The 21,122-nt window shown below is 63.5% G+C and carries 21 protein-coding genes; 13 read left to right on the top strand and 8 right to left on the bottom strand.

Annotated elements, in window-relative coordinates:
• Positions 1 to 9: 9 nt before the first annotated feature.
• The gene (locus AC0L2Z_RS13325; RefSeq protein ID WP_027153830.1) at positions 10 to 414 is read right to left on the bottom strand and encodes a cupin domain-containing protein; all 405 of its coding nucleotides are present in this window, start codon (positions 412 to 414) and stop codon (positions 10 to 12) included.
• 110 nt (positions 415 to 524) lie between these two features.
• Here AC0L2Z_RS13325 and AC0L2Z_RS13320 point away from each other — a divergent pair, with 110 nt between their 5' ends.
• The 6 genes from AC0L2Z_RS13320 (at position 525) to AC0L2Z_RS13295 (ending at position 5,648) form a co-directional block, all read left to right on the top strand.
• On the top strand, positions 525 to 1,316 hold the full coding sequence (locus tag AC0L2Z_RS13320; RefSeq protein WP_287237206.1) for an ABC transporter ATP-binding protein: 792 nt from the start codon (positions 525 to 527) through the stop codon (positions 1,314 to 1,316).
• Positions 1,317 to 1,427: 111 nt separating this feature from the next.
• The gene (locus AC0L2Z_RS13315) at positions 1,428 to 1,946 is read left to right on the top strand and encodes an endonuclease domain-containing protein (RefSeq protein WP_473628229.1); all 519 of its coding nucleotides are present in this window, start codon (positions 1,428 to 1,430) and stop codon (positions 1,944 to 1,946) included.
• Complete coding sequence (locus AC0L2Z_RS13310; protein ID WP_023798697.1) at positions 1,946 to 2,824, top strand: ABC transporter permease; 879 nt, start codon at positions 1,946 to 1,948, stop codon at positions 2,822 to 2,824. The genes AC0L2Z_RS13315 and AC0L2Z_RS13310 overlap by 1 nt, the downstream gene beginning before the upstream one ends.
• Positions 2,821 to 3,957, top strand: a complete 1,137-nt coding sequence (locus AC0L2Z_RS13305) for an ABC transporter permease (RefSeq protein ID WP_473628228.1) — start codon at positions 2,821 to 2,823, stop codon at positions 3,955 to 3,957. Before AC0L2Z_RS13310 ends, AC0L2Z_RS13305 begins: the two co-directional genes overlap by 4 nt.
• Before the next feature lie 82 nt (positions 3,958 to 4,039).
• Positions 4,040 to 5,011 (top strand): ABC transporter substrate-binding protein, encoded by a 972-nt coding sequence (locus AC0L2Z_RS13300; protein WP_023798699.1) that lies wholly within the window; start codon positions 4,040 to 4,042, stop codon positions 5,009 to 5,011.
• A 187-nt stretch (positions 5,012 to 5,198) separates the two neighbouring features.
• A complete protein-coding gene (locus AC0L2Z_RS13295) occupies positions 5,199 to 5,648 on the top strand; it encodes a CHRD domain-containing protein (protein WP_287249500.1) in 450 nt (149 codons plus the stop codon).
• A gap of 87 nt (positions 5,649 to 5,735) precedes the next feature.
• Here the strand turns inward: AC0L2Z_RS13295 and AC0L2Z_RS13290 are convergent, their stop codons facing one another.
• The 3 genes from AC0L2Z_RS13290 to AC0L2Z_RS13280 all read right to left on the bottom strand — a co-directional run bounded on the left by AC0L2Z_RS13290 (position 5,736) and on the right by AC0L2Z_RS13280 (position 9,589).
• Positions 5,736 to 7,385: a thiamine pyrophosphate-binding protein gene (locus tag AC0L2Z_RS13290; protein WP_473628227.1), complete on the bottom strand. Its 1,650-nt coding sequence runs from the start codon at positions 7,383 to 7,385 to the stop codon at positions 5,736 to 5,738.
• A complete protein-coding gene (locus tag AC0L2Z_RS13285; RefSeq protein WP_473628225.1) occupies positions 7,382 to 8,557 on the bottom strand; it encodes a CaiB/BaiF CoA transferase family protein in 1,176 nt (391 codons plus the stop codon). The genes AC0L2Z_RS13290 and AC0L2Z_RS13285 overlap by 4 nt, the downstream gene beginning before the upstream one ends.
• 87 nt (positions 8,558 to 8,644) lie before the next feature.
• Complete coding sequence (locus AC0L2Z_RS13280) at positions 8,645 to 9,589, bottom strand: alpha/beta fold hydrolase (RefSeq protein WP_473628224.1); 945 nt, start codon at positions 9,587 to 9,589, stop codon at positions 8,645 to 8,647.
• A 199-nt stretch (positions 9,590 to 9,788) separates the two neighbouring features.
• On the opposite strand from AC0L2Z_RS13280, the gene AC0L2Z_RS13275 reads away from it, so the two are divergent.
• From AC0L2Z_RS13275 to AC0L2Z_RS13255, 5 genes are all read left to right on the top strand, one after another.
• Positions 9,789 to 10,814: a ribonuclease T2 family protein gene (locus tag AC0L2Z_RS13275; protein WP_473628222.1), complete on the top strand. Its 1,026-nt coding sequence runs from the start codon at positions 9,789 to 9,791 to the stop codon at positions 10,812 to 10,814.
• Between the two features lie 134 nt (positions 10,815 to 10,948).
• Positions 10,949 to 12,598, top strand: coding sequence for an energy-dependent translational throttle protein EttA (ettA, locus tag AC0L2Z_RS13270; protein ID WP_473628221.1), 1,650 nt, complete (start codon positions 10,949 to 10,951; stop codon positions 12,596 to 12,598).
• A 44-nt stretch (positions 12,599 to 12,642) separates the two neighbouring features.
• Positions 12,643 to 13,413, top strand: a complete 771-nt coding sequence (gene tam, locus AC0L2Z_RS13265; RefSeq protein WP_128167200.1) for a trans-aconitate 2-methyltransferase — start codon at positions 12,643 to 12,645, stop codon at positions 13,411 to 13,413.
• 202 nt (positions 13,414 to 13,615) lie between these two features.
• On the top strand, positions 13,616 to 14,737 hold the full coding sequence (locus AC0L2Z_RS13260) for a beta-ketoacyl-ACP synthase III (protein ID WP_128167198.1): 1,122 nt from the start codon (positions 13,616 to 13,618) through the stop codon (positions 14,735 to 14,737).
• Positions 14,738 to 14,874: 137 nt separating this feature from the next.
• A complete protein-coding gene (locus AC0L2Z_RS13255; RefSeq protein WP_091594098.1) occupies positions 14,875 to 15,492 on the top strand; it encodes an MOSC domain-containing protein in 618 nt (205 codons plus the stop codon).
• A gap of 12 nt (positions 15,493 to 15,504) precedes the next feature.
• Here the strand turns inward: AC0L2Z_RS13255 and AC0L2Z_RS13250 are convergent, their stop codons facing one another.
• The 3 genes from AC0L2Z_RS13250 to tsaA all read right to left on the bottom strand — a co-directional run bounded on the left by AC0L2Z_RS13250 (position 15,505) and on the right by tsaA (position 17,410).
• Entirely contained in the window at positions 15,505 to 16,464 is a 960-nt protein-coding gene (locus tag AC0L2Z_RS13250) for an aminotransferase class IV (RefSeq protein ID WP_473628220.1), read from the bottom strand.
• Between the two features lie 101 nt (positions 16,465 to 16,565).
• Complete coding sequence (locus AC0L2Z_RS13245) at positions 16,566 to 16,877, bottom strand: DUF2293 domain-containing protein (protein ID WP_128167195.1); 312 nt, start codon at positions 16,875 to 16,877, stop codon at positions 16,566 to 16,568.
• A complete protein-coding gene (tsaA, locus tag AC0L2Z_RS13240) occupies positions 16,874 to 17,410 on the bottom strand; it encodes a tRNA (N6-threonylcarbamoyladenosine(37)-N6)-methyltransferase TrmO (RefSeq protein WP_287259757.1) in 537 nt (178 codons plus the stop codon). Before tsaA ends, AC0L2Z_RS13245 begins: the two co-directional genes overlap by 4 nt.
• A 141-nt stretch (positions 17,411 to 17,551) precedes the next feature.
• On the opposite strand from tsaA, the gene AC0L2Z_RS13235 reads away from it, so the two are divergent.
• Both AC0L2Z_RS13235 and metF read left to right on the top strand, forming a co-directional pair.
• Entirely contained in the window at positions 17,552 to 18,574 is a 1,023-nt protein-coding gene (locus AC0L2Z_RS13235) for an ArsR/SmtB family transcription factor (protein WP_473628218.1), read from the top strand.
• A complete protein-coding gene (gene metF / locus AC0L2Z_RS13230; protein WP_128174212.1) occupies positions 18,574 to 19,491 on the top strand; it encodes a methylenetetrahydrofolate reductase [NAD(P)H] in 918 nt (305 codons plus the stop codon). The genes AC0L2Z_RS13235 and metF overlap by 1 nt, the downstream gene beginning before the upstream one ends.
• 597 nt (positions 19,492 to 20,088) lie before the next feature.
• On the opposite strand, the gene AC0L2Z_RS13225 is transcribed toward metF, so the two are convergent.
• Positions 20,089 to 21,006 (bottom strand): DMT family transporter, encoded by a 918-nt coding sequence (locus AC0L2Z_RS13225; RefSeq protein WP_473628217.1) that lies wholly within the window; start codon positions 21,004 to 21,006, stop codon positions 20,089 to 20,091.
• Positions 21,007 to 21,122: the final 116 nt, after the last annotated feature.

Genomic DNA, 21,122 nt, shown 5'->3' with positions numbered 1-21,122 from the left:
AAGCCGGCCTCAGGCGACCAGCCCATCCAGTTGCGGCAGCAGCACGACGCTTTCCTGTTCGTTGGGATCGGTGCGGGCGATGACCGCCGAGGCCGGGCTGTCGCTCAGATTGGCCGGCAGATGCGGCACGCCGGCGGGAATGTAGAAGAGGTCGCCGGCCTTGGCCACGGTCTGCTGCTCGAGCCGGTCGCCATACCAGGTATGGACCTCGCCGGAGAGCACATAGATCGCCGTCTCATGGCTTTCGTGCATATGCGCCTTGGCGCGGGCACCGGGCGGCATGGTGAGCAGGTGCATGCAGATGCCGGTAGAGCCGACCGTCTCGGCGGCGATGCCGGTGAAATAACTCAATCCCTGCTTGCCTTCATAAGAGCCTTCGGGGCGGATAAGATGGCAGGTGGGTTTGGACGACATCGGGCAAACTCTCGATCGAGTGGGACAAGATAAGTGGAAAGCAGCATTTTGGCAAAAGCAACGGGAGTGCGGCCGGCGCGGCGGCGGTGCGAAAAGCCAGGCTGCGGCCTATGACCGGACAGTCGCCAGCCGTCGTTTCGGCAAGCAAGCTCGGCCTCACCTTCCAGACCAGCGACGGTCCGGTGCAGGCGCTGTCGGATGTCGACCTGACCATCGGCAAGGGCGAATTCGTCTCCTTCATCGGGCCGTCCGGCTGCGGCAAGACGACCTTGCTGCGGGTCATCGCCGATCTCGAGAAACCGACATCGGGAAGCATCTCCGTCAATGGCGTGACGCCGGAGCAGGCGCGCGAAAACCGCGCCTATGGCTATGTCTTCCAGGCGGCCGCACTTTATCCGTGGCGCACGATCGAGCGCAATGTGGCGCTGCCGCTGGAGATCATGGGCCTGTCGAAGGCAGAGCAGGCGGCGCGCATCAAGCGCACGCTCGATCTCGTCAACCTGGCCGGCTTCGAGCAGAAATACCCGTGGCAGCTTTCCGGCGGCATGCAGCAGCGTGCCTCGATCGCGCGGGCGCTGGCGTTCGATGCCGATCTTCTGTTGATGGACGAGCCGTTCGGCGCGCTGGACGAGATCGTGCGCGACCACCTCAACGAACAACTGCTGGAGCTTTGGGATCGGACCAACAAGACCATCTGCTTCGTCACCCATTCCATTCCCGAGGCGGTCTACCTGTCGACGCGGATCATAGTCATGTCGCCGCGCCCGGGCCGCGTCAGCGATGTCATCGAATCGACGCTGCCGAAGAAGCGGCCGCTCGACATTCGCGAGACGCCGGAGTTTTTGGCGATCGCGGCGCGGGTGCGTGACGGGCTCAGGGCAGGGCACAGCTATGAGGATTGAGCGGGATGGGCTCTCTCCTCTCCCCGACGGTGCCAGCGGGCCCACCCATGCCTTCGTCATCCTAGGGCGGAGCAAGGAGCGAAGCGACGCGGCGCAGGGCAGGGCACAGCTATGAGGATTGGGCGGGATGGGCTCCCTCCTCTCCCCGACGGGGAGAGGGTGGCCGGAGCGAAGCGGAGGTCGGGTGAGGGGGCGGCGCCGACAGATCCGACCAAAAGAAATGCCGGGGCAACCGCTCGCGCTCGAAAGCTGCGGGTCGACGAAACCGAGGCTGAGTACCGACTTTGGGGGGATCTGAGAGGACGTCATCTCAACGGCTACAAATTTGTGAGGCAAGTGCCGCTTGGACCTTTCATCGCGGATTTCGTTTGTCGCGAGAAGGGTCTGATTGTCGAACTCGATGGCAGCCAGCATGCGGATTCACCAACCGACCCCGCCAGGACGGCCTGGCTGAATGGGCATGGTTATTCCGTTCTCCGGTTCTGGAACCATGAAGTTTTGGCCGAGCGCCGAGCGGTCCTTGATACGATCCTGGCTTGCCTCGACGGAAAGATTTCTACCCCCTCACCCGGCCTCCGCTTCGCTCCGGCCACCCTCTCCCCGTTGGGGAGAGGAGGGGAGCTTCGCTGATGGACTCCTTTCGCGACAAGATCGTTCCGGTGACCTCGATCCTCGCAGGCGTGGTGGTCGTCTGGTATGTTTTCGCCGTCATCCTCAACGCGCCGTTCCAGCGCGATCTCGACCGCCGTGCCGGCGAGACGCCGGGGATCGTGGAGTTCATCGGCAAGACGATGGCGCAGCCGAAGCCGACACTGCCGGCGCCGCATCAGGTGGCGGTGAATTTCTTCGAGAACACGTTTCTGCGCAAGGTCACCAGCAATCGCAGCCTTGTCTACAATGCCTGGGTGACGCTGTCCTCGACGCTGCTCGGCTTCGCTTTCGGCACGGCGCTCGGCATCCTGATTGCCGTCGGCATCGTCCATGTGGCGACGCTCGACCGCAGCCTGATGCCGTGGATCATCGCCTCGCAGACCATTCCGATCCTGGCGGTGGCGCCGATGATCATCGTCGTGCTGGCGGCGATCGGCGTTACCGGCCTGATCCCGAAGGCGCTGATCTCGACCTATCTGTCGTTCTTCCCGGTGGCGGTCGGCATGGTCAAGGGGCTGCGTTCGCCCGAACTCACCCATCTCGACCTGATGCACACCTACAATGCCAGCCCCTCGCAGACCTTCTGGAAGTTGCGGGTGCCGGCATCGGTGCCGTTCCTGTTCACCTCGATGAAGGTGGCGGTCGCCGCCAGCCTGGTCGGCGCCATCGTCGGTGAACTGCCGACCGGTGCCGTCGCCGGCATCGGCGCCAAGCTGCTCGCCGGCGCCTATTACAGTCAGACCATCGACATCTGGTCGGCGCTGGTGGCCGGCTCGGTGGTGGCGGCCTTGCTGGTGATGGTGGTCGGCATTGCCGGGCGCCTCGTCGACCGCGCCATGGGCGGGAGGCCGGCATGAGTTCCCTCCTGAGCCTTTCGTCGATCACCCCCCGCTCGTGGCAAGGGTATGCCGCGCTTGTCCTTCTTGCCGGCGCGCTGCTTCTTTGGCCGCTTGTCGATGCGGCGCTCGGCTATGGTGTCGGTACCGCGGCTTTGATTTTTTTGTTGCTGCTCCTGGCAATCGAGGCCGACAATTTCCCGCCGGCAGTCGGGGTGGTGTTGCTCTTCCTTAGCGCGCATGGCGCGGCGTGGCTGCTGCTCGCCGGCATAACCGGCAACGAAGGCACCGCTCGCGCGTCGTTCTATCTGCTGCTCGCCGCGGCATGGCTTCTGGCCTGGCGTTGCGTGACGGTGCTGTCAGCGCTTCGCCCGGCCTCGCGCTGGGCGGCGACCGCTTTGCGGCTGATCATCCCGGCGATCTTCGGCGCCTGGATCCTGATCATCTGGGAGGCGGTGACGCGCGGCGCCGGCATTCCTTTCATCCTGCTGCCGCCGCCAAGCGCCATCGGCGTGCGCATCGCCAATTCGCTGCCGGTGCTGGCCGCCGACGTGCGGCAGACCATCTTCAAGGCGGTGATCTTCGGCTATATCGTCGGTAGCGGCGCCGGCTTCATCGCCGCCATCGCGGCCGACCGCGTGCCGTTCCTGCGCCGCGGCTTGCTGCCGATCGGCAATATGGTGTCGGCGCTGCCGATCATCGGCGTGGCGCCGATCATGGTCATGTGGTTCGGCTTCGACTGGCAGTCGAAGGCCGCCGTCGTCATCATCATGACCTTCTTCCCGATGCTGGTGAACACGGTCGCCGGGCTTGCTGCCTCCGGCCACATGGAACGCGATCTGATGCGCACCTATGCGTCGAGCTACTGGCAGACGCTGTTCAAGCTGCGGCTGCCGGCGGCAGCGCCCTTCATCTTCAATGCGCTGAAGATCAATTCGACGCTGGCGCTGATCGGCGCCATCGTCGCGGAGTTCTTCGGCACGCCGGTGGTCGGCATGGGATTCCGGATTTCGACCGAAGTCGGACGGATGAATATCGACATGGTCTGGGCCGAAATCGCAGTTGCAGCACTTGCGGGTTCGGTCTTTTATGGCGTGGTCGCTCTTTTCGAGAGAGCAGTCACGTTTTGGCATCCCTCCGTCCGTGGTGGATAGGGCGGTGGCGGGTTTGGAATCAGGGTTGGATTGAAGGTCCTGGTCCTAAAAGGGTAAACACTTAACTTCAGAGGGTAAAAGCATGAAAAGACTTGTTGTTTCGATGCTGGCCGGCGCGATGTCGCTTGCCGCGTTCCAGGCGATGGCCGCAGACAAGGTGACGCTGCAGCTGAAATGGGTCACGCAGGCCCAGTTCGCCGGCTACTACGTCGCCAAGGACAAGGGTTTTTATGAGGCCGAGGGCCTCGACGTCGAGATCAAGCCGGGCGGCCCCGATATTGCGCCCGAGCAGGTGATCGCCGGCGGCGGCGCCGACGTCATCGTCGACTGGATGGGCGGCGCGCTGGCAGCACGCGAAAAGGGCGTGCCGCTGGTCAATATCGCCCAGCCGTTCAAGAAGGCCGGCATGCAGCTGGTCTGCCCGAAGGACGGCCCGGTCAAGACCGAAGCCGACTTCAAGGGCCATACGCTCGGCGTCTGGTTCTTCGGCAACGAGTATCCGTTCTACGCCTGGATGAACAAGCTCGGCTTGAAGACCGACGGCGGCCCGGATGGCGTCACCGTGCTGAAGCAGAGTTTCGACGTGCAGCCGCTGATCCAGAAGCAGGCGGATTGTATTTCGGTCATGACCTACAACGAATACTGGCAGCTCATCGATGCCGGCTACAAGCCGGAAGAGCTGATCGTGTTCAACTACTCGGCCATGGGCAACGACCTGCTTGAGGACGGGCTCTACGCCCTGGAGGACAAGCTCAAGGATCCGGCCTTCGAGGACAAGATGGTGCGTTTCGTGCGCGCCTCGATGAAGGGCTGGAAATACGCCGTCGACAATTCCGACGAGGCGGCCGGCATCGTCATGGACAATGGCGGCCAGGACGAGAACCACCAGAAGCGCATGATGGGCGAAGTCGCCAAGCTGATCGACAATGCCGACGGCAAGCTCGACCCGGCGACCTACGCGCGCACCGCCAAGGCGCTGCTCGACCAGAAGATCATCACCAAGGAGCCGACCGGCGCCTACACGACCGCCATCACCGACAAGGCCATCAAGTAGGGGCCATCAAGCAAGGGCCATCAACCCGGGCCTCTGGGGCCCGCAATTCGAAAAAAAGGGGACGGGCGACCGCCCCCTTTTTTTTGGCATGTAAAATAGCCGTTACCGGTGGAAACATGCGCTCGCCACAACCGTTGTTCCAGTGCATCCTGCTCCAGCGGATGTCATCGCCACAACGGAGAATTCCATGCGCATGCAATCCTTCTCGCCGATGCTTTCGGCGCTGGCCGTTTCGGCTGCCTTCCTGTGCGGTTCACCGGCCTTGGCCGACATGATGAAGATGAAGGCGACGCTCGATGGCGCTCAGCAGAATCCACCTGTCACCACGGAGGGCAAAGGCGAGGCCACTCTCGGCTTCAACACCGACACGAAACAGCTAACCTGGAACGTGATGTATTCAGGTCTCAGTGGACCGGCGACGGCCGGACATATTCACGGTCCGGCAGCAAAGGGTGAAAATGCCGACGTCGTCGTCCCGTTCAAGGGCGCTGCGAAAAGCCCGTTCAAGGGGGCCGCGATCCTGACCGACGCGCAGGCTGCCGACCTGATGGCCGGCAAATACTACATCAACATCCATACGGCGGCCCACAAGGACGGCGAGATTCGCGGGCAGATCGAGAAGGCGGCGACGATGTAGCGCAGCGGCGCCCCGGCGGAGTGCTGCATTAGCCTGTCGAAGTTTGCGGGAAAGCGCTGCGAAGGAACTCGGCCTATGCCTCTGCGCTCACGACCTGTCCCGTATCTGGGTCATCGTCCGGGTCGGCGTGATCGCCTCGGGGTCGAGCCTGATCTCGACGATCGACGGCTTGCCGCTGGCGCGCGCGCGTTCGAAGGCCGGCGCGAAGTCGGCCGTCTTCTCGACCGTTTCGCCATGGCCGCCATAGGCGCGGGCGAGCGCCGCGAAGTCGGGATTCTTCAGGTCGGTGGCGACGACGCGGCCGGGATATTCGCGTTCCTGGTGCATGCGGATGGTGCCGTAGATGCCATTGTTGACGACGACGACGATGATCGGCAGATCGTACTGCACGGCGGTGGCGAATTCCTGGCCGTTCATCAGGAAGCAGCCGTCGCCGGCGAAGGCGATCACGTCGCGCTCGGGAAACAGTTCCTTGGCGGCGACCGCTGCCGGCGTGCCGTAGCCCATCGAGCCGGAGGTCGGTGCTGCCTGCGTGGCAAAGCGGCGGGAACGGTGGAAGCGGTGCACCCAGGTGGCGTAGTTGCCGGCGCCGTTGGTGAGGATCGCATCGTCGGGCAGTATTTTTTCGAGATAGTTCATGATCGGGCCCATCTGGACGGCGCCGGGGCCGCTTTCGGGCGGTGTCGACCAGTCGAGATAGGCGGCGTGCAGCTTCGGTGTTTCATCCGCCCAGACCGGCGTGGCGGCCGGCTTGCGCCCGGCAAAGGCCTCGACGAAGGCGGACGGCGAGGCGTTGATCGCCAGCGTCGGCCGGTAGACGCGGCCGAGCTCGCCGGCGTCGGCATGGACATGGACCAGCGACTGGTCGGGGTAGGGGCTCTTCAGCAGCGTGTAGTCGGAGGACGGCATCTCGCCCATGCGGCCGCCGATCAGCAGCACGAGGTCAGCCTGCTTGATGGCGGTCGCCAGCTTCGGGTTGATGCCGATGCCGACATCGCCGGCATAGTTCGGGTGGAGATGATCGAACAGCATCTGGCGGCGAAAGGAGCAGCCGACCGGCAGCGACCAGGCTTCGGCGATCGTCCGCATCCGCGCGACGGCCTCCGCATCCCAGCGGGTGCCGCCGAGGATGACGAAGGGGCGCTTTGCCTTGTTGAGGAGCTTTTCCAGCGCGTCGAGCTCGGCCTCGCCCGGCCGCGTTTCGACCGGCGTGTAGGGCAGGGCTTCTGGCGCTTCGGCCAGGCTGGTCAGCATGTCTTCCGGCAGCGAGATGACGACCGGGCCGGGACGGCCGGACGTCGCCACCGCGAAGGCGCGGGTGACGAATTCGGGAATGCGCGCGGCGTCGTCGATCTCGACCACCCATTTGGCGATGTCGCCGAAAAACCTGACGTAGTCGACCTCTTGAAAAGCCTCGCGCTGCTTGGCGTGGCTGGCGACCTGGCCGATGAACAGGATGACGGGCACCGAATCCTGCATGGCGATGTGGATGCCGGCCGAGGCGTTGGTGGCGCCGGGGCCGCGGGTGACGAAGCAGATGCCTGGCTTGCCGGTCAGGCGGCCATGGCAGTCGGCCATCATCGCGGCGCCGCCTTCCTGGCGGCAGACGATGGTGCGGATCGGCGAGTCGTGCAGCGCGTCGAGCACCGCAAGGTAGGATTCGCCGGGCACGCAATAGATACGGTCCGTTCCGTTGGCTTCGAGCACTTCGACGATCAGTTGTCCGCCGGTCTTCATTTTCCTGACCCCTCCAGTTCGGCAAGGATTTCTTCGGTGTGTTCGCCGAGACGCGGCGAGGGCCGTTCATAGAACAGCGGCGTGCCCGACATGACCATCGGCGCGCGCACCGAGGGCAACAGATTGCCATGGCCGTCGTCGAGGTCGAGCCGCATGCCGCGCGCGATGGTCTGCGGGTCGGCGAACATCTCGCCGATCGTGTTGATCGGGCTGGCAGGCACGCCTGCCGCCTCCAGCCTGGCCAGCAGCGGATCGCGATCGAAGGTTTTCAGCGCCTCGATTATATGCCCGCGCAGCTTGGCCCGGCTGGCGACGCGGGCGGGATTGGTGGCGAAATCGGGGTTCGATGGCAGCTCGTCCAACCCGACGGCCGCGCAGAACTTGGCGAACTGGCCGTCATTGCCGATGGCAAGGATGATGTGGCCGTCCTTGACCGGCACCACTTCGTAGGGCGCGATGTTCATATGCGCGTTGCCCATCTGCACCGGCGATTTTCCCGAAACCAGATAGTTGAGGTTCTGGTTGCCGAGCGCCGAGATCTGGCTGTCGTAGAGCGCCATGTCGATATGCTGGCCCTCGCCGGTCTTCTCGGCATGGCGAAGTGCGGCCTGGATGGCGATCACCGAATAGAGGCCGGTGAAAATGTCCGAAATGGCGACACCGGCCTTTTGCGGCTCGCGGCCAGCCTCGCCGGTGATCGACATCATGCCGGCCATGCCCTGGATGATGAAGTCATAGCCGGCGCGTGGCGCATAGGGCCCGTCCTGGCCGAAGCCGGTGATCGAGCAATAGATCAACCGCGGGTTGATTTTGCGCAAGCTGTCATGGTCGAGGCCGTATTTCTTCAGCCCGCCGAGCTTGAAGTTTTCGATCAGCACGTCCGATGTCGCAGCCAGCCGGCGCACTGTCTCGGCGCCTTCGGGCGTCGAGAAATCGATGGCTATGGAGCGCTTGCCGCGATTGCAGGAATGGTAGTAGGCGGCCGAGAGGTTTTCGCCGTCATGGCTCATGACGAAGGGCGGACCCCATTTGCGGGTATCGTCGCCGCCATCAGGGCTCTCGACCTTGATCACGTCGGCGCCGAGATCGGCAAGCAGCTGCCCGGCCCACGGCCCGGCCAGGATGCGGGCGAGTTCGACTACGCGGATGCCTTTCAGCGGAGGCTCGGTCATGGATCACCGTGATTGATCGGAAACGCAGCGTGTATCAATCCCGCGTGATGCTGTCACGGTTCTTGCACTGGGCCAAACCCGAACTTGTCAATGTCGATCATCTCGTTTCAGCACACTGTCGGCCCATGCGGCGAAATCGTCCATGATGACGTTTCGATTCACCTCGTTCAGGCTTTCGTGGCGGGTCTCGGCGTAAACCTTTGAAACGAGATTCGAAAACCCCATCCTGTGCAGGCGCCCGGCGAGACGGCTGACCGCTTTGCCGCCGTCGGTGGCGGGATCCTTTTCGCCGCCGACTAGGCAGATCGGCAGGGTCTTGCGGACGCCGGAAAAATTGGCGTCGTCGGCACCTTCGAAGACAAAGCCGAACAGGTCCTGCCACATCGACACCGAGGCATCCCAGCCGCACAGCGGATCGGCGATGTATTTGTCGACTTCGGCCGCGTCGCGCGACAGCCAGTCGAACGGCGTCCGGGAATTGGGGATGGCCTTGCCCCATGCCTGGAACGTCAGTCTCGGTAGCATGCGCGACGGCATGTCGGAGCCGAGCCGGAATTGTTCCCAGGCCAGGATGATTTGCGCGGCACGGCCGGCGAGCCCGGCCGATAAATTGGCGTTCCAGATGGCGGCGGCGTGCAGCCGGTTCGAATGATGAAGCATGAAATTCAGCGCGATGAGGCCGCCCATGGAATGGCCGAAGACGATGACCGGCAGGCCGGGATGGTCGCCGGCGATCAGGTCATGCACGGCGGCGACATCGGCGATGACCTTTGCGCCGCCAGCCGCTTTGGCGAATGTGCCGAGCGGAGCGTCTAGCGCCTTGGTTGCGCCATGGCCGCGATGGTCATGGGCATAGACATGGAAGCCGCACTCGCCGAGAAAGGTAGCGAAGCGGACATAGCGCGCCGCATGTTCGGCCAGTCCGTGATTGATCTGGACGACCGCCCGCGGGCGGCCCTCGGCGCGTTTCACGTAAAGGTTGAGCGCCGCACCGGTCGGCGATTGCAGCACGCGCTGCTGGCTGAATGACATTATCGATTCGTCTCCAACGCGTCTTTTACGCCTGCGAACGTTTGTGTGCGCCGACGCCGGTTTTGCGTCAATCCGTCGGCGGTGTTTCGCAGCGCTGTTCTTGCGTCGCAACGCGGGTATCGCAATTCTGACATGGAGAACTTGCTACCGAGAGAGGGCGGCAGTCTGTTGCCCAGCATTATTCAACCGGAGAGTACCCATGCGTACGCTGACAGGTCTTGTTTTTGGATCGGCGCTTGCCGCCGCGTCGCTGACGGGTGCTGCGCGGGCCGAGGTCATGATGAGCGGCTCTTTCGTCGCCGACGCCACCTGTCCAGCCACCCAGGCCATCAGGAGCGGCAGGAACCCCGGCAATATCGCGACCGACGCGGGACAGAGCTACGAGCTGCTGGCTGGCAACAAGGATGCTCCCACGCACTATCTGATCCGCGTGCCCGGGGCCGATCCGGAGCGCCGCTGGGTGAAGGTCGATTGCGGCCATGTTTCGGGCGGCAGCGCGTCCACGGAACCGGCAGCACCTGTGCCGGCCGACCAGGAGAAGCCTGCTGAGCCGGGTTCGCGAAAGCCCGAATATGTCCTCGCGCTGAGCTGGCAGCCGGCGTTTTGCGAAACCAGGCCCGGCAAGACCGAATGCAAGGCGCAGACCGCGGCCGGTTTTGAGGCGACGCATTTCACCTTGCATGGGCTGTGGCCGCAGCCGAAAGGGAATTTCTATTGCCAGGTGGCAGCGGCCGACAAGGCGAACGACAATCCGGCGCGCTGGCAGGACCTGCCGCCGGTCGAGCTTGAGCCGAACACGCGGTCGGAGCTCGATCGGGTGATGCCAGGCACCGCATCCGCTCTCGACAGGCATGAATGGATCAAGCATGGCACCTGTTACGGCAAGAGCCAGCAGGCGTATTTTTCCGATGCGCTGAACTTGACGCGCGCGGCGAATGCTTCACCGGTGCGTGATCTTTTCACGCAAAACATTGGCCGGGATCTGACCTCTGGCCAGATCCGCGCCGCCTTCGACAGTGCCTTTGGTCCCGGCGCCGGCGAGCGGGTTCGCGTCTCCTGCGTGAAGGATCCTTCGAGCGGCAGGCGGCTGATCGGCGAACTGACGCTCGGCCTGACCGGCCCGATCGGTCCGAACTCTTCGCTCAGTGAGCTGTTGCTGGCATCAGTGCCGACGAACAATGCTGGTTGTCCGAAAGGCATCGTCGATCCGATCGAGTTCCAGTGACACGCCGAGCCCGTCTTGGCCCGAAGGCCGGTTCGAAATGCCAAAACAGTTTGCCGTTCGGCGCGGCATCGCCTACATAGCGCGCAACTTCCATTCAATCCGACATTCCAGTCGACTTTTCAGGGAAAGCGCGCGTGGCACGCCAGTTCATCTATCACATGGCCGGCCTCAACAAGGCCTACGGCACCAAGAAGGTGCTCGAGAATATCCACCTCTCCTTCTACCCGGACGCCAAGATCGGCATCCTCGGGCCGAACGGCGCCGGCAAGTCGACCATCCTCAAGATCATGGCCGGCATCGACAAGGAGTGGAGCGGCGAGGCGTGGCTGGCCGAAGGCGCCACCGTCGGTTACCTGGCGCAGGAGCCGGCGCTCGATGCGAGCAAGACCGTGTTCGAGAACGTCATGGAAGGCGTCGCCGCCAAGACCGCGATCATCGAACGCTACAACGAATTGATGATGAACTATTCCGACGAGACGGCCGACGAGTCGGCCAAGCTCCAGGACGAGATGGACCGGCTCAACCTGTGGGATCTCGAACAGCAGGTCGAGATGGCGATGGAAGCGCTGGGCTGCCCGCCCAAGGAAGCCGACGTCACCAAGCTGTCGGGCGGCGAGCGCCGCCGCGTGGCACTGTGCCAACTGCTGCTGCGTCAGCCCGACCTTCTGCTGCTCGACGAGCCGACCAACCATCTCGACGCCGAGACGACGGCGTGGCTGGAAAAGCATCTGCGCGCCTACCCGGGCGCGGTGATGATCATCACCCACGATCGCTACTTCCTCGACAATGTCACCGGCTGGATCCTCGAGCTCGACCGCGGCCGCGGCATTCCCTATGAGGGCAACTACACCAAATATCTCGAAGCCAAGGCCAAGCGGCTCAAGCAGGAGGGCCGCGAGGACGATGCGCGCCAGCGGGCGATCGGCCGCGAGCGCGAGTGGATCCAGTCCAGCCCGAAGGCACGGCAGACCAAGTCGAAAGCGCGCATCCAGGCGTTCCAGGATCTGCTGGATGCGGCCGACAAGCGGCGTCCGAGCGACACCCAGATCGTCATTCCGCATGGCGAGCGGCTCGGCAATGTGGTGATCGAGGTCGAGGACCTGTCGAAGGGCTTTGGCGACACGCTGCTGATCGACGACCTCGAATTCAAGTTGCCGCCCGGCGGCATCGTCGGCGTCATCGGCCCGAACGGCGCCGGCAAGACGACGCTGTTCCGCATGATCACCGGCCAGGAAAAGCCGGATGCCGGCATGATCCGCGTCGGCGAGACGGTCAAGCTCGGTTACGTCGACCAGAGCCGCGATGCGCTCGACCCGACCAAGACCGTCTGGGAAGAAATCTCGGGCGGCGCCGAAGTGGTCAAGCTCGGCAAGTTCGAGGCCAACACCCGCGCCTATTGCGCGTCGTTCAATTTCCGCGGCGGCGATCAGCAGCAGAAGGTCGGCAATCTGTCCGGCGGCCAGCGCAACCGTGTCCACCTGGCCAAGATGCTGAAGACCGGCGGCAATGTGCTGCTGCTCGACGAACCGACCAACGATCTCGATACCGAAACGCTGGCGGCGCTCGAAGACGCGCTGGAAAACTTCGCCGGCTGCGCCGTCATCATCTCGCACGACCGCATGTTCCTCGACCGGCTGGCGACGCACATCCTTGCGTTCGAAGGCGACAGCCATGTCGAGTGGTTCGAGGGCAATTTCGAGGATTACGAGCAGGACAAGATCCGCCGGCTCGGCCCCGATGCCGTCAACCCGCACCGCATGACGTACAAGAGGTTGACGCGATAGGGGTTTTTAGGGCGGTGAATTCTCAAATGATCTGAGGACCTGAAATGGCAGACTGGTCCGCCGCCCAATATCTCAAATTCGAGGACGAGCGCACGCGTCCGGCGCGCGATCTCGTCGCGCAGGTGCCGGTGGCGGCGCCACGCCGGGTGGTCGATATCGGCTGCGGGCCGGGCAACTCGACCGAATTGCTGGTTGAGCGCTGGCCGGGCGCGCAGGTCAGCGGTTTGGACACGTCGGCTGACATGATCGAGAAGGCGAGGGCGCGTTTGCCGGATGTGGCCTTCGAACTGGCGGATGCGGCAGCGTGGCAGCCCGAAGAGCCGGTCGACGTGATCTTCGCCAATGCGGTGTTCCAGTGGCTGCCCGAGCATCCGGCGATCTTCCAGCGGCTGATGGGATTTTTGGCGCCCGGCGGCGCGCTTGCCGTGCAGATGCCCGACAATATGGGCGAGCCCTCGCACCGGCTGATGCGCGAGACGGCGGCCGAAATGCCGTTTGCCGAAAAGCTCGAGTGTGCTGCGCGCGGGCCGCTGCCGCTAGTGTCGTTCTACTACGATCTTTTGTCGCCGTTCTCCGACCGGCTCGACATCTGGCACACCGCCTACAATCATCCGCTGGCCGATGCCGGGGCAATCGTCGAGTGGCTGAAGTCGACGGGGCTGAAGCCGTTCCTCGATCCGCTCGACGAGAACGAGCGACGGTTTTTTCTCACGCGCTACACCGCTGGGATAACCGAAGCCTATCCGAAGACGGCGAACGGCAAGGTGCTGCTGCGTTTCCCGCGCCTTTTCATCGTCGCGCGGCGCGCTGCCTAGAAACGATTGGCGACACCGAGACGCACTGCCTGGCTGCGCTTGATTCGCCACAACGCGTATTTCAGCCACGCAAGGTTGTGGTCTTGTGCCTCAGGCCCTTGATTTAAGCCGGCTTAAACTAGCTTGATGCGAATAATGTTGCACCGAACTCTCGCGGCGCCCACATCAAGCCGTAGCGCCTGCGCATGGGGACGAACTGAAAATGCATCGCGTCATCATCAGCGGCATCGGCGTTGAAATCCCCGAGCCTTCGATCACCAATGAGGAATTGGTCGACAGCTTCAATGCCTGGGTCGAGATGGAGAATGTCCGCCGCCAGGCTTCGGGCGAGACGCTGCTGCAGAAGTCGGACAGCGCCTTCATCGTCCATGCTTCGGGCGTGCAGACGCGCCATGTGATCGAGCGGGAAGGCATTCTCGACCCGACCCGCATGGCGCCGCGCATTCCGGCGCGGCCGGACGACGCACTGTCGCTGGAAGCCGAGTTCGGCATCGCATCGGCTAGGAAAGCGCTCGACCATGCCGGCCTGGAGCCACCTGATATCGACCTGGTGATCTGCTCGGCCTCGCATCACCAGCGGCCCTATCCGGCGATCGCCATCGAGATGCAGCAGGCGATGGGCACGAGGGGCGCCGGCTTCGACATGGGCCTTGGCTGTTCGTCGGCGGCGGCGGCGTTGCATATCGCGGTCAATCTGGTGCGGGCGGGCGCACACAGGCGCGTGCTGGTGACGACGCCCGAAATCATCACCGGCCATCTCAACTTCCGCGACCGGCAGACGCATTTCATCTTCGGCGATGCTTCGGTCTCGATGGTCGTCGAGGGGCTTGCCCAGGGCGACAAGCGGCCGGGACGTTTCGAGGTGCTCGACACCCGGACCTGGACGCAGATGTCCAACAACATCCGCACCAATCTCGGCTATTACACGCGCACCGCCCAGGACGATCCGTATATGATCAACCTGGAAGGCAACCTGATCAATCAGGTCGGCAACAAGGTGTTCAAGGAAGTCACCGTCGCCGGGCACAAATTCATCGTCGAGTTCCTGGCCGAGCATGGGCTGACGCCGCAAGCGATCCGGCGCTTCTGGCTGCATCAGGCCAATGCACGTATGAACGCCATGATCCTGAAGCTGTCGTTCGGCCACGAGGTCGACCATGACCGCGCGCCGATGGTGCTGGAGCGCCTCGGCAACACCGCCGGCGCCGGTGCCGTCGTCGCCTTGTCGGAAAACCACGCCGACATGAACGCCGGCGACTATGGCCTGCTCTGCGCCTTCGGCGCCGGCTATTCGATCGGCGGGGCGCTGTTGCGCATGCTCTGATTGGCGCGAACGGCACCGGCATTGGAAGGCGCGGGTGTAATCGCATCAGCCTGCTTGACTGGAGCATCAGTGCTTTAGGCTGGACCTGATGAACTCACTGCGGCTAATTGCTTGGCATCACGCACGGAGCGAAGCCTATGCTGGACCTCTTCCCCGAGACGGTAAACCCGGTCGAAATCATCCCGGCGCGGAAACTTGTCGCGCGGGTGGCCGCGCTTTACGTCGCGCCATCGGATCATTTCGAGACACGCGCGGTGGATGAATTGCGGCTTGGCTTCGACGGCATCGACGGCGATTTCCACGCCGGCGCGACGCGGCGCTCCGGCGGGCGCGAGCCCTGGTATCCACGCGGCACCGAGATGCGCAACGAGCGGCAGCTGTCGATCGTGGCCGCGGACGAGCTGGCGATCGTGGCAGGGCGGATGGCCATCGCCGAGATCAAGCCGGAGTGGATCGGCGCCAATCTGTTGATCGAAGGCCTGCCGCATCTCTCGATGCTGCCGTCCGGCACGCTGCTGTTCTTCAAAGGCGGCGTCACCGTCAAGGTCGATGCGCAGAACGGACCTTGCCGCATCGCCGGGCGATCGGTTGCGGAAAATGCCGGAATGGCCGACCGTGAAGCCGGCGCGCTGTTGTTCCCGAAGGCGGCAAAGCGGTTGCGCGGCCTTGTCGCCTGGGTGGAAAAACCAGGCCGCATCACGGCCGGCGAGGAGATTTCGGTGCGTGTGCCCGAGCAGTGGATTTACCGGGCCTGAGGCCAGGGATGGTCAGGGATAGTGCACCGGGCTGCACCAGGCCGGATCTCCGTGCTTTTGCCAATAGATCGCCATGAGGCGCCTGGTAATCGCACCGACCTTGCGGTCCGCGACCGGAACACCGTCGATCATCGTTACCGGCATGATGCCGCCGGCGGTCGAGGTGATGAAGACCTCATCGGACTGACGCAGCGCAGCGACGCTGACATCGGCCGCGGCAACGGCAAGCCCTGCCTCCGCGCAGAGATCGAAGACGGTGCGGCGGGTGATGCCTGGCAGCACGCCGACAGCCGGCGTCGATAGTCTGCCGTCGTCCACGCAAAAGACGTTGAAGCCGGGGCCTTCCGCGACATTGCCGTTGAAATCGAGGAGCAGTGCGGTCTCGGCGCCGCGGTCATAGGCGTCGTAGAGGCCTCGCACCAGGTCGAGCCAGTGGTAGTTCTTGATTGTCGGGTCGATCGAGGCTGGTGGGATACGCACCTTGTCGCTGATCGCCACATGCAGGCCGCGCTGCAATTGCTCGGCATTGGCGACCGAGCCGAAGGGAACGGCGAACGCCATGAAGCGGTTGACGGCGTCGCGCGGGTCGCGGCTGAAGGTCGGCGAGGCGCCGCGCGTGCACAGCATCTCGACATAAGCGGCGCGATGACCCGACAGCGCCACGCAATTGTGGAGGATTTCGGCCACGCCATCGCGGTCGAACGGGACCGTCATGCGCAGCTTGTCCAGCCCGCCGAAGAAGCGATCGAGATGCAGATCGAGGCGGAAGAAACGACCGTCCCAGACATGCACTGTGTCGTAGGTGGCGTCGGAATGCAGGAAGCCCCAATCCAGCACCGAGATCTTGGCTTGCGACATCGGCAGATACTGCCCGTCCAGGAAGGCAACACCATCGGGGTAGGAGTGCGGGTCTATATGATGGGCGGAGAGCGAGGGCAGTGGTTTGGCGTGCGGATCGATCAAGTTGCTCATCACGTCCTCCGTCAGGTCGTCTTCGTCGAACGCGATAGAGCGCTGCGGCGGTTGGCACAAGACACAGGCCGGGGTTGCGGATGAGCCATCGGGGTATCTGGTTATTCCTCGTCCTCATCCTGGAGCAGACGGGTGGCGCGCCAACGGGTCAGCACCCTGTTGGTCTGTTCCATGACGAAGAAACGCGCCGAGTCGCGATCGTAGCCTTCGGCCAGCAGTTTCTCGTAGTCGGTGTGCACATGACGGATATGGGCTATTGTCGCCAGCCATACGGCAATGCTCGGCGGCAAGCTCTTCATATGCACCGCGCCGGCGTCGGCGCGGATCTTCTCCATGTCGGCATAGGGCGCCAGCGGCAAAAGCGCTGTCAGCGCCTTGGCGATGGCGCGGCGGCGACCGGTCGGCGCGTTCATCGCCCGACCTGTCCGGGTATGACCTGTCCGGGCTCGTCCCGTCCGGCAATGGTCGCGTCGGCAAAGGCATCGGTCGAAGCGAAATAAGGCTTGATGTCGATCACCGGCGTGCCGTCGAGCAGGTCGATGGCATCGACATCGATACGACCCGTTTCGATGTTGAGGGCGACGAGCCTGGCGATATGCAACCCGACCGGGTTCGGCCGGGCCGGGGAGCGCAGCGAAAAAACGCCCGTCGGTTCAGCCGCATGGCGGGGTTTCTGAACAATCAGGGTCCGCGGGGCGTGGTGCAGCCAGGACAGGATGATGACGTGACTGGCGCGTGCAAGCCCGAGCAGACCCTCGCGATAGGGCAGGTCGATGGTGAGAACCGCCGGCTGTCCGGTTTCGCGCGCGGCTTTCATGTTCTTGGGGCAAGTTTCCCGCGAGGTCCAGGGCGAGGCGATGCGGCCGATGAAGACGACGTGGCCGTCCGGCGCCATATCGGCGGGATCAGTTTCAAGAAGCTTTTCGCCGCTGCGCGTTTCGAACATGGTTTTGCCCCGATCCTGCTTCCGGCTGTGCGCGATCCGCCACGCATGCGCCATTTTCTTGTCCGGGAGCGACATAGCGCTTGCAAGCCTTTCAAAATCGACATAAACATATGTTTATATCTTTTCAAAGAGAATGCTCGCATGCATGTCGCGCTCGACACCATGGTAGATACATTGAAGGCGGCGGCCGAATCCAGCCGATTGCGCATCCTGGCGTTGCTGTCGCGCGGCGACCTCACCGTTTCCGATCTCACCGAAATCCTCGGCCAGTCGCAGCCGCGCGTCTCCCGCCACCTGAAGCTTTTACTGGAGGCGGGGCTGATCGGCCGCTATCAGGAGGGCTCCTGGGCCTTCTTCCGGCTGTCGGATTCGGATGCGGCGCGGGACTTCGTGCTCAGGCTGGTCTCCGGTATCCGGGGTGCCGATCCGCAGGTCGAGCGTGACCTCGAGCGGTTGGCGGCGGTCAAGCGCAAGCGGCAGGATCGCGCCGCCGAATATTTCTCCGCAAATGCCGCAAGCTGGGATCACATCCGCTCGCTGCATGTGCCGGACCGCGCCGTGGAGGCAGCGTTGCTCAAGCTCGTCGGCAAGCGGCCGTTCCAGTCGATGCTCGACCTTGGCACCGGCACCGGGCGGCTGCTCGAGATCTTTTCGCCGCTCTACCGGCGCGGCATCGGCATCGACATGTCGCGCGAGATGCTGACGGTGGCGCGCGCCAATCTCGACAAGGCCGGCATCTCGAATGCGCAGGTGCGCCAAGGCGACATTTTTGCGCCGCCGGTCGAGCGCGACGCCTTCGATCTCGTCACCATCCACCAGGTGCTGCACTATCTTGACGATCCTGCTCGCGCCATCCGCGAGGCAGCAAGGCTGCTGCGTCCGGCAGGCCGGCTGGTGATCGTGGATTTCGCTCCGCATTCGCTGGAATTTTTGCGCGACGCCCACGCGCATGTGCGGCTCGGCTTTGCCGACCGGCAGATCACCGAGTGGTTTTCCGAGGCCGGGCTCGACCTCGAAGAGCGCCAGGAATTCGAGCCGCGCGCCGGCAATGAACCCAGGCTCACCGTAAAACTGTGGCTCGGCCGTGACCAGCGCATGCTGATCGCCGATCCTTCCAACCACGCACAACCGGCCAATGCCTTTCCGATAGGGGAAACCGCCTGATGAACCAGTTCCGCTTTTCCCGCCGCCCTGACATTGGCGACAAGATCAGGGTTTCGTTCGAGTTCTTCCCGCCGAAGAGCGACGAGATGGAAGCAAGGCTGTGGGACACAGTTACCCGGCTACAGCCGCTCAAGCCGAAATTCGTCTCCGTCACCTATGGCGCCGGCGGCTCGACCCGCGAGCGCACGGCGCGCACGGTCAAGCGCATCCTCAACGAAACGACGCTGACGCCGGCGGCGCACATGACGTGCGTCGATGCGGCGCGTCACGAGGTCGATGAAGTCATCCAGGAATTCGCCGACATGGGTGTCACCCGCTTCGTCGCCCTGCGCGGCGATCCGGCCGAGGGCGTCGGCGCCGCCTACCGTCCGCATCCGGACGGCTATGCCAATGGCGCCGAACTGGTGGGGGCGCTGAAAGGTGTCGGCGATTTCGACATCTCGGTCTCGGCCTATCCGGAAAAGCATCCGGAGAGCCCGGATTTCGCCACTGACATCGATATGCTGAAGCGCAAGGTCGACAATGGCGCGACGCGAGCGATCACCCAGTTCTTCTTCGACAACGACCTCTACGAGCGCTATGTCGAGCGGGCGCGGCGGGCCGGCATCTACATACCGATCGTGCCGGGCATATTGCCAGTCCACAATTTTACCCAGGTCGCCAATTTCTCGGCGCGCTGCGGCGCGCTGGTGCCGGCGTGGATGGCCGAGCGCTTCGACGGGCTGCAGACGGACCCGCAGACACATGCGCTGGTGGCGGCCGCGGTGGCGGCCGAGCAGGTGCTGGACCTTGTCGAGCGCGGCGTCGGCGATTTTCATTTCTACACCATGAACCGCGCCGATCTGGTCTTCGCCATCTGCCACATGATCGGCATCCGCTCGCACGAGGCTGAAGCCGCAGGGTCCGCCGCGGCGTAACTCCCCGTCAAATCCGGGATGCAAAAAGGCCAGGTAAAAACCCGGCCTTTTCAATGACTTGGACTATTTTGTGCTGATCTTCCGTTGCTTGGCGGGTCTATGGAAGAAAGCCCATAATCAGCGCCCCGATGAAGGCAAATGCAGCACAAATCATCAATGCGTTGATTGGCCTCGTGAGTCCCATGTCATAGCCTCCTCTTAAAGAGCTATGGCCCGAGTCTAGGGGCATTTCTGCCACAGGCAAGCGGAAACTATGCTGCAATGCGACGACATTGTGGAATTTGCGACAGGCCATTTGCCGTTAGGCATTGAAACTCTTCGGTAAATCCCGCTTCGGCCCTGTGTACAAAATGTGACGGAGCTGGGGCAAGAATGGGTATGGCAGCGCTACCGCCGCTGAAAGTCGGAATCGATTTTCGCGTCGGTACGAAGATTCGACAAGTTGAGTTGGAGCGTCGTTTGGGCGTCCGATTGGACCCTCAAGCGTGTCAGGCCTGGGAAGCGACCCGCTTCAGCTTGTTGGTCATGCATGTCGTTATCGCAAACCGCTACGCACCCTCGGTTCAAGCCCGAGGGCGTGCTTTTGGGCGACATGCATCAGCGTCGGCCGAACAGGCGGCCGTCGATGGTGACGAGGCCGATCGCGATCAGCGCCATGCCGCCGAGCTCGAACAATTGGAGCCGTTCGCCCAGGAACAGAAAGCCGAGCAGGATCGCGCTGGCCGGCACGATGAGCGTGACCAGCGAGGCGTGGGTGGCGCCGGCCGAGGCGACGAGGTTGAAATAGAGGATGTAGGCGAAGGCGGTGGACAGCAGGGCCAGCGCCAACACCGCCGCCCAGACCGGCGGCGAGGCCGAAAACAGGTTGGCAGTGCCGTGGCCAACCAGCACGATCGGGATCATGATGATGGTCGAAGCGGTCAATTGTCCAGTGGCGATGACCGGTGACGGCACACCCTTGAAGCGGCGGGCGATCATCAGGGCCACCGCATAGGACAGCGAGGCGCCGACCAGCGCAAATTTCGCCCAGACCGGACCGCCCAGCCCGGCAAGCAGGCCGGGACCGATCATCACCGCAGTGCCGACGATGCCGAGCGCGATCCCGGCAAGCTTGTTCCAGGAGAGCTTTTCGTCTGATGTCAGCGCGTTGGCGAGGATCAACGTCCAGAACGGCGTCGTCGAATTGAGCACCGAGGCGACACCGGCGCCAAGCTCGGTCTGGCCGGCGAAGATCAGCGAGAACGGTATGACGTTGTTGACGAGCGCCAGCAGAAAGAACAGGCCGGCATGCGGCAAGGCGATGCGGAAGGACGGACCGCGCAGGCCGAGATAGAGATGCAGCGCCAGCGCCGCGATGGCGACGCGAAACAGCACCAGCACCAGCGGCGGAATCTCGGCAACCGCAATGCGGGCAAAGAAGAACGAGCCACCCCAGATCGCACCGAGCAGCAGAAGCTGCGCCCAGTCTTTCAAGACCATGGGGCCGCGCATTGCCGTCGTGGTTGTGATCGCCATGGAGAATCCTCCCGGATGGTTCTGAATGCCAAGTCAATCAGGCGTCTGTTCAGGCCATATTCTGTTCGATGGCAAGGGCCACCCGAAACCAGATCAGTGGACTAGCATTGCATCAT

Source organism: Mesorhizobium sp. WSM4850 (genome assembly GCF_055811735.1).
This window is presented reverse-complemented; position numbering and strand designations above follow the sequence as displayed.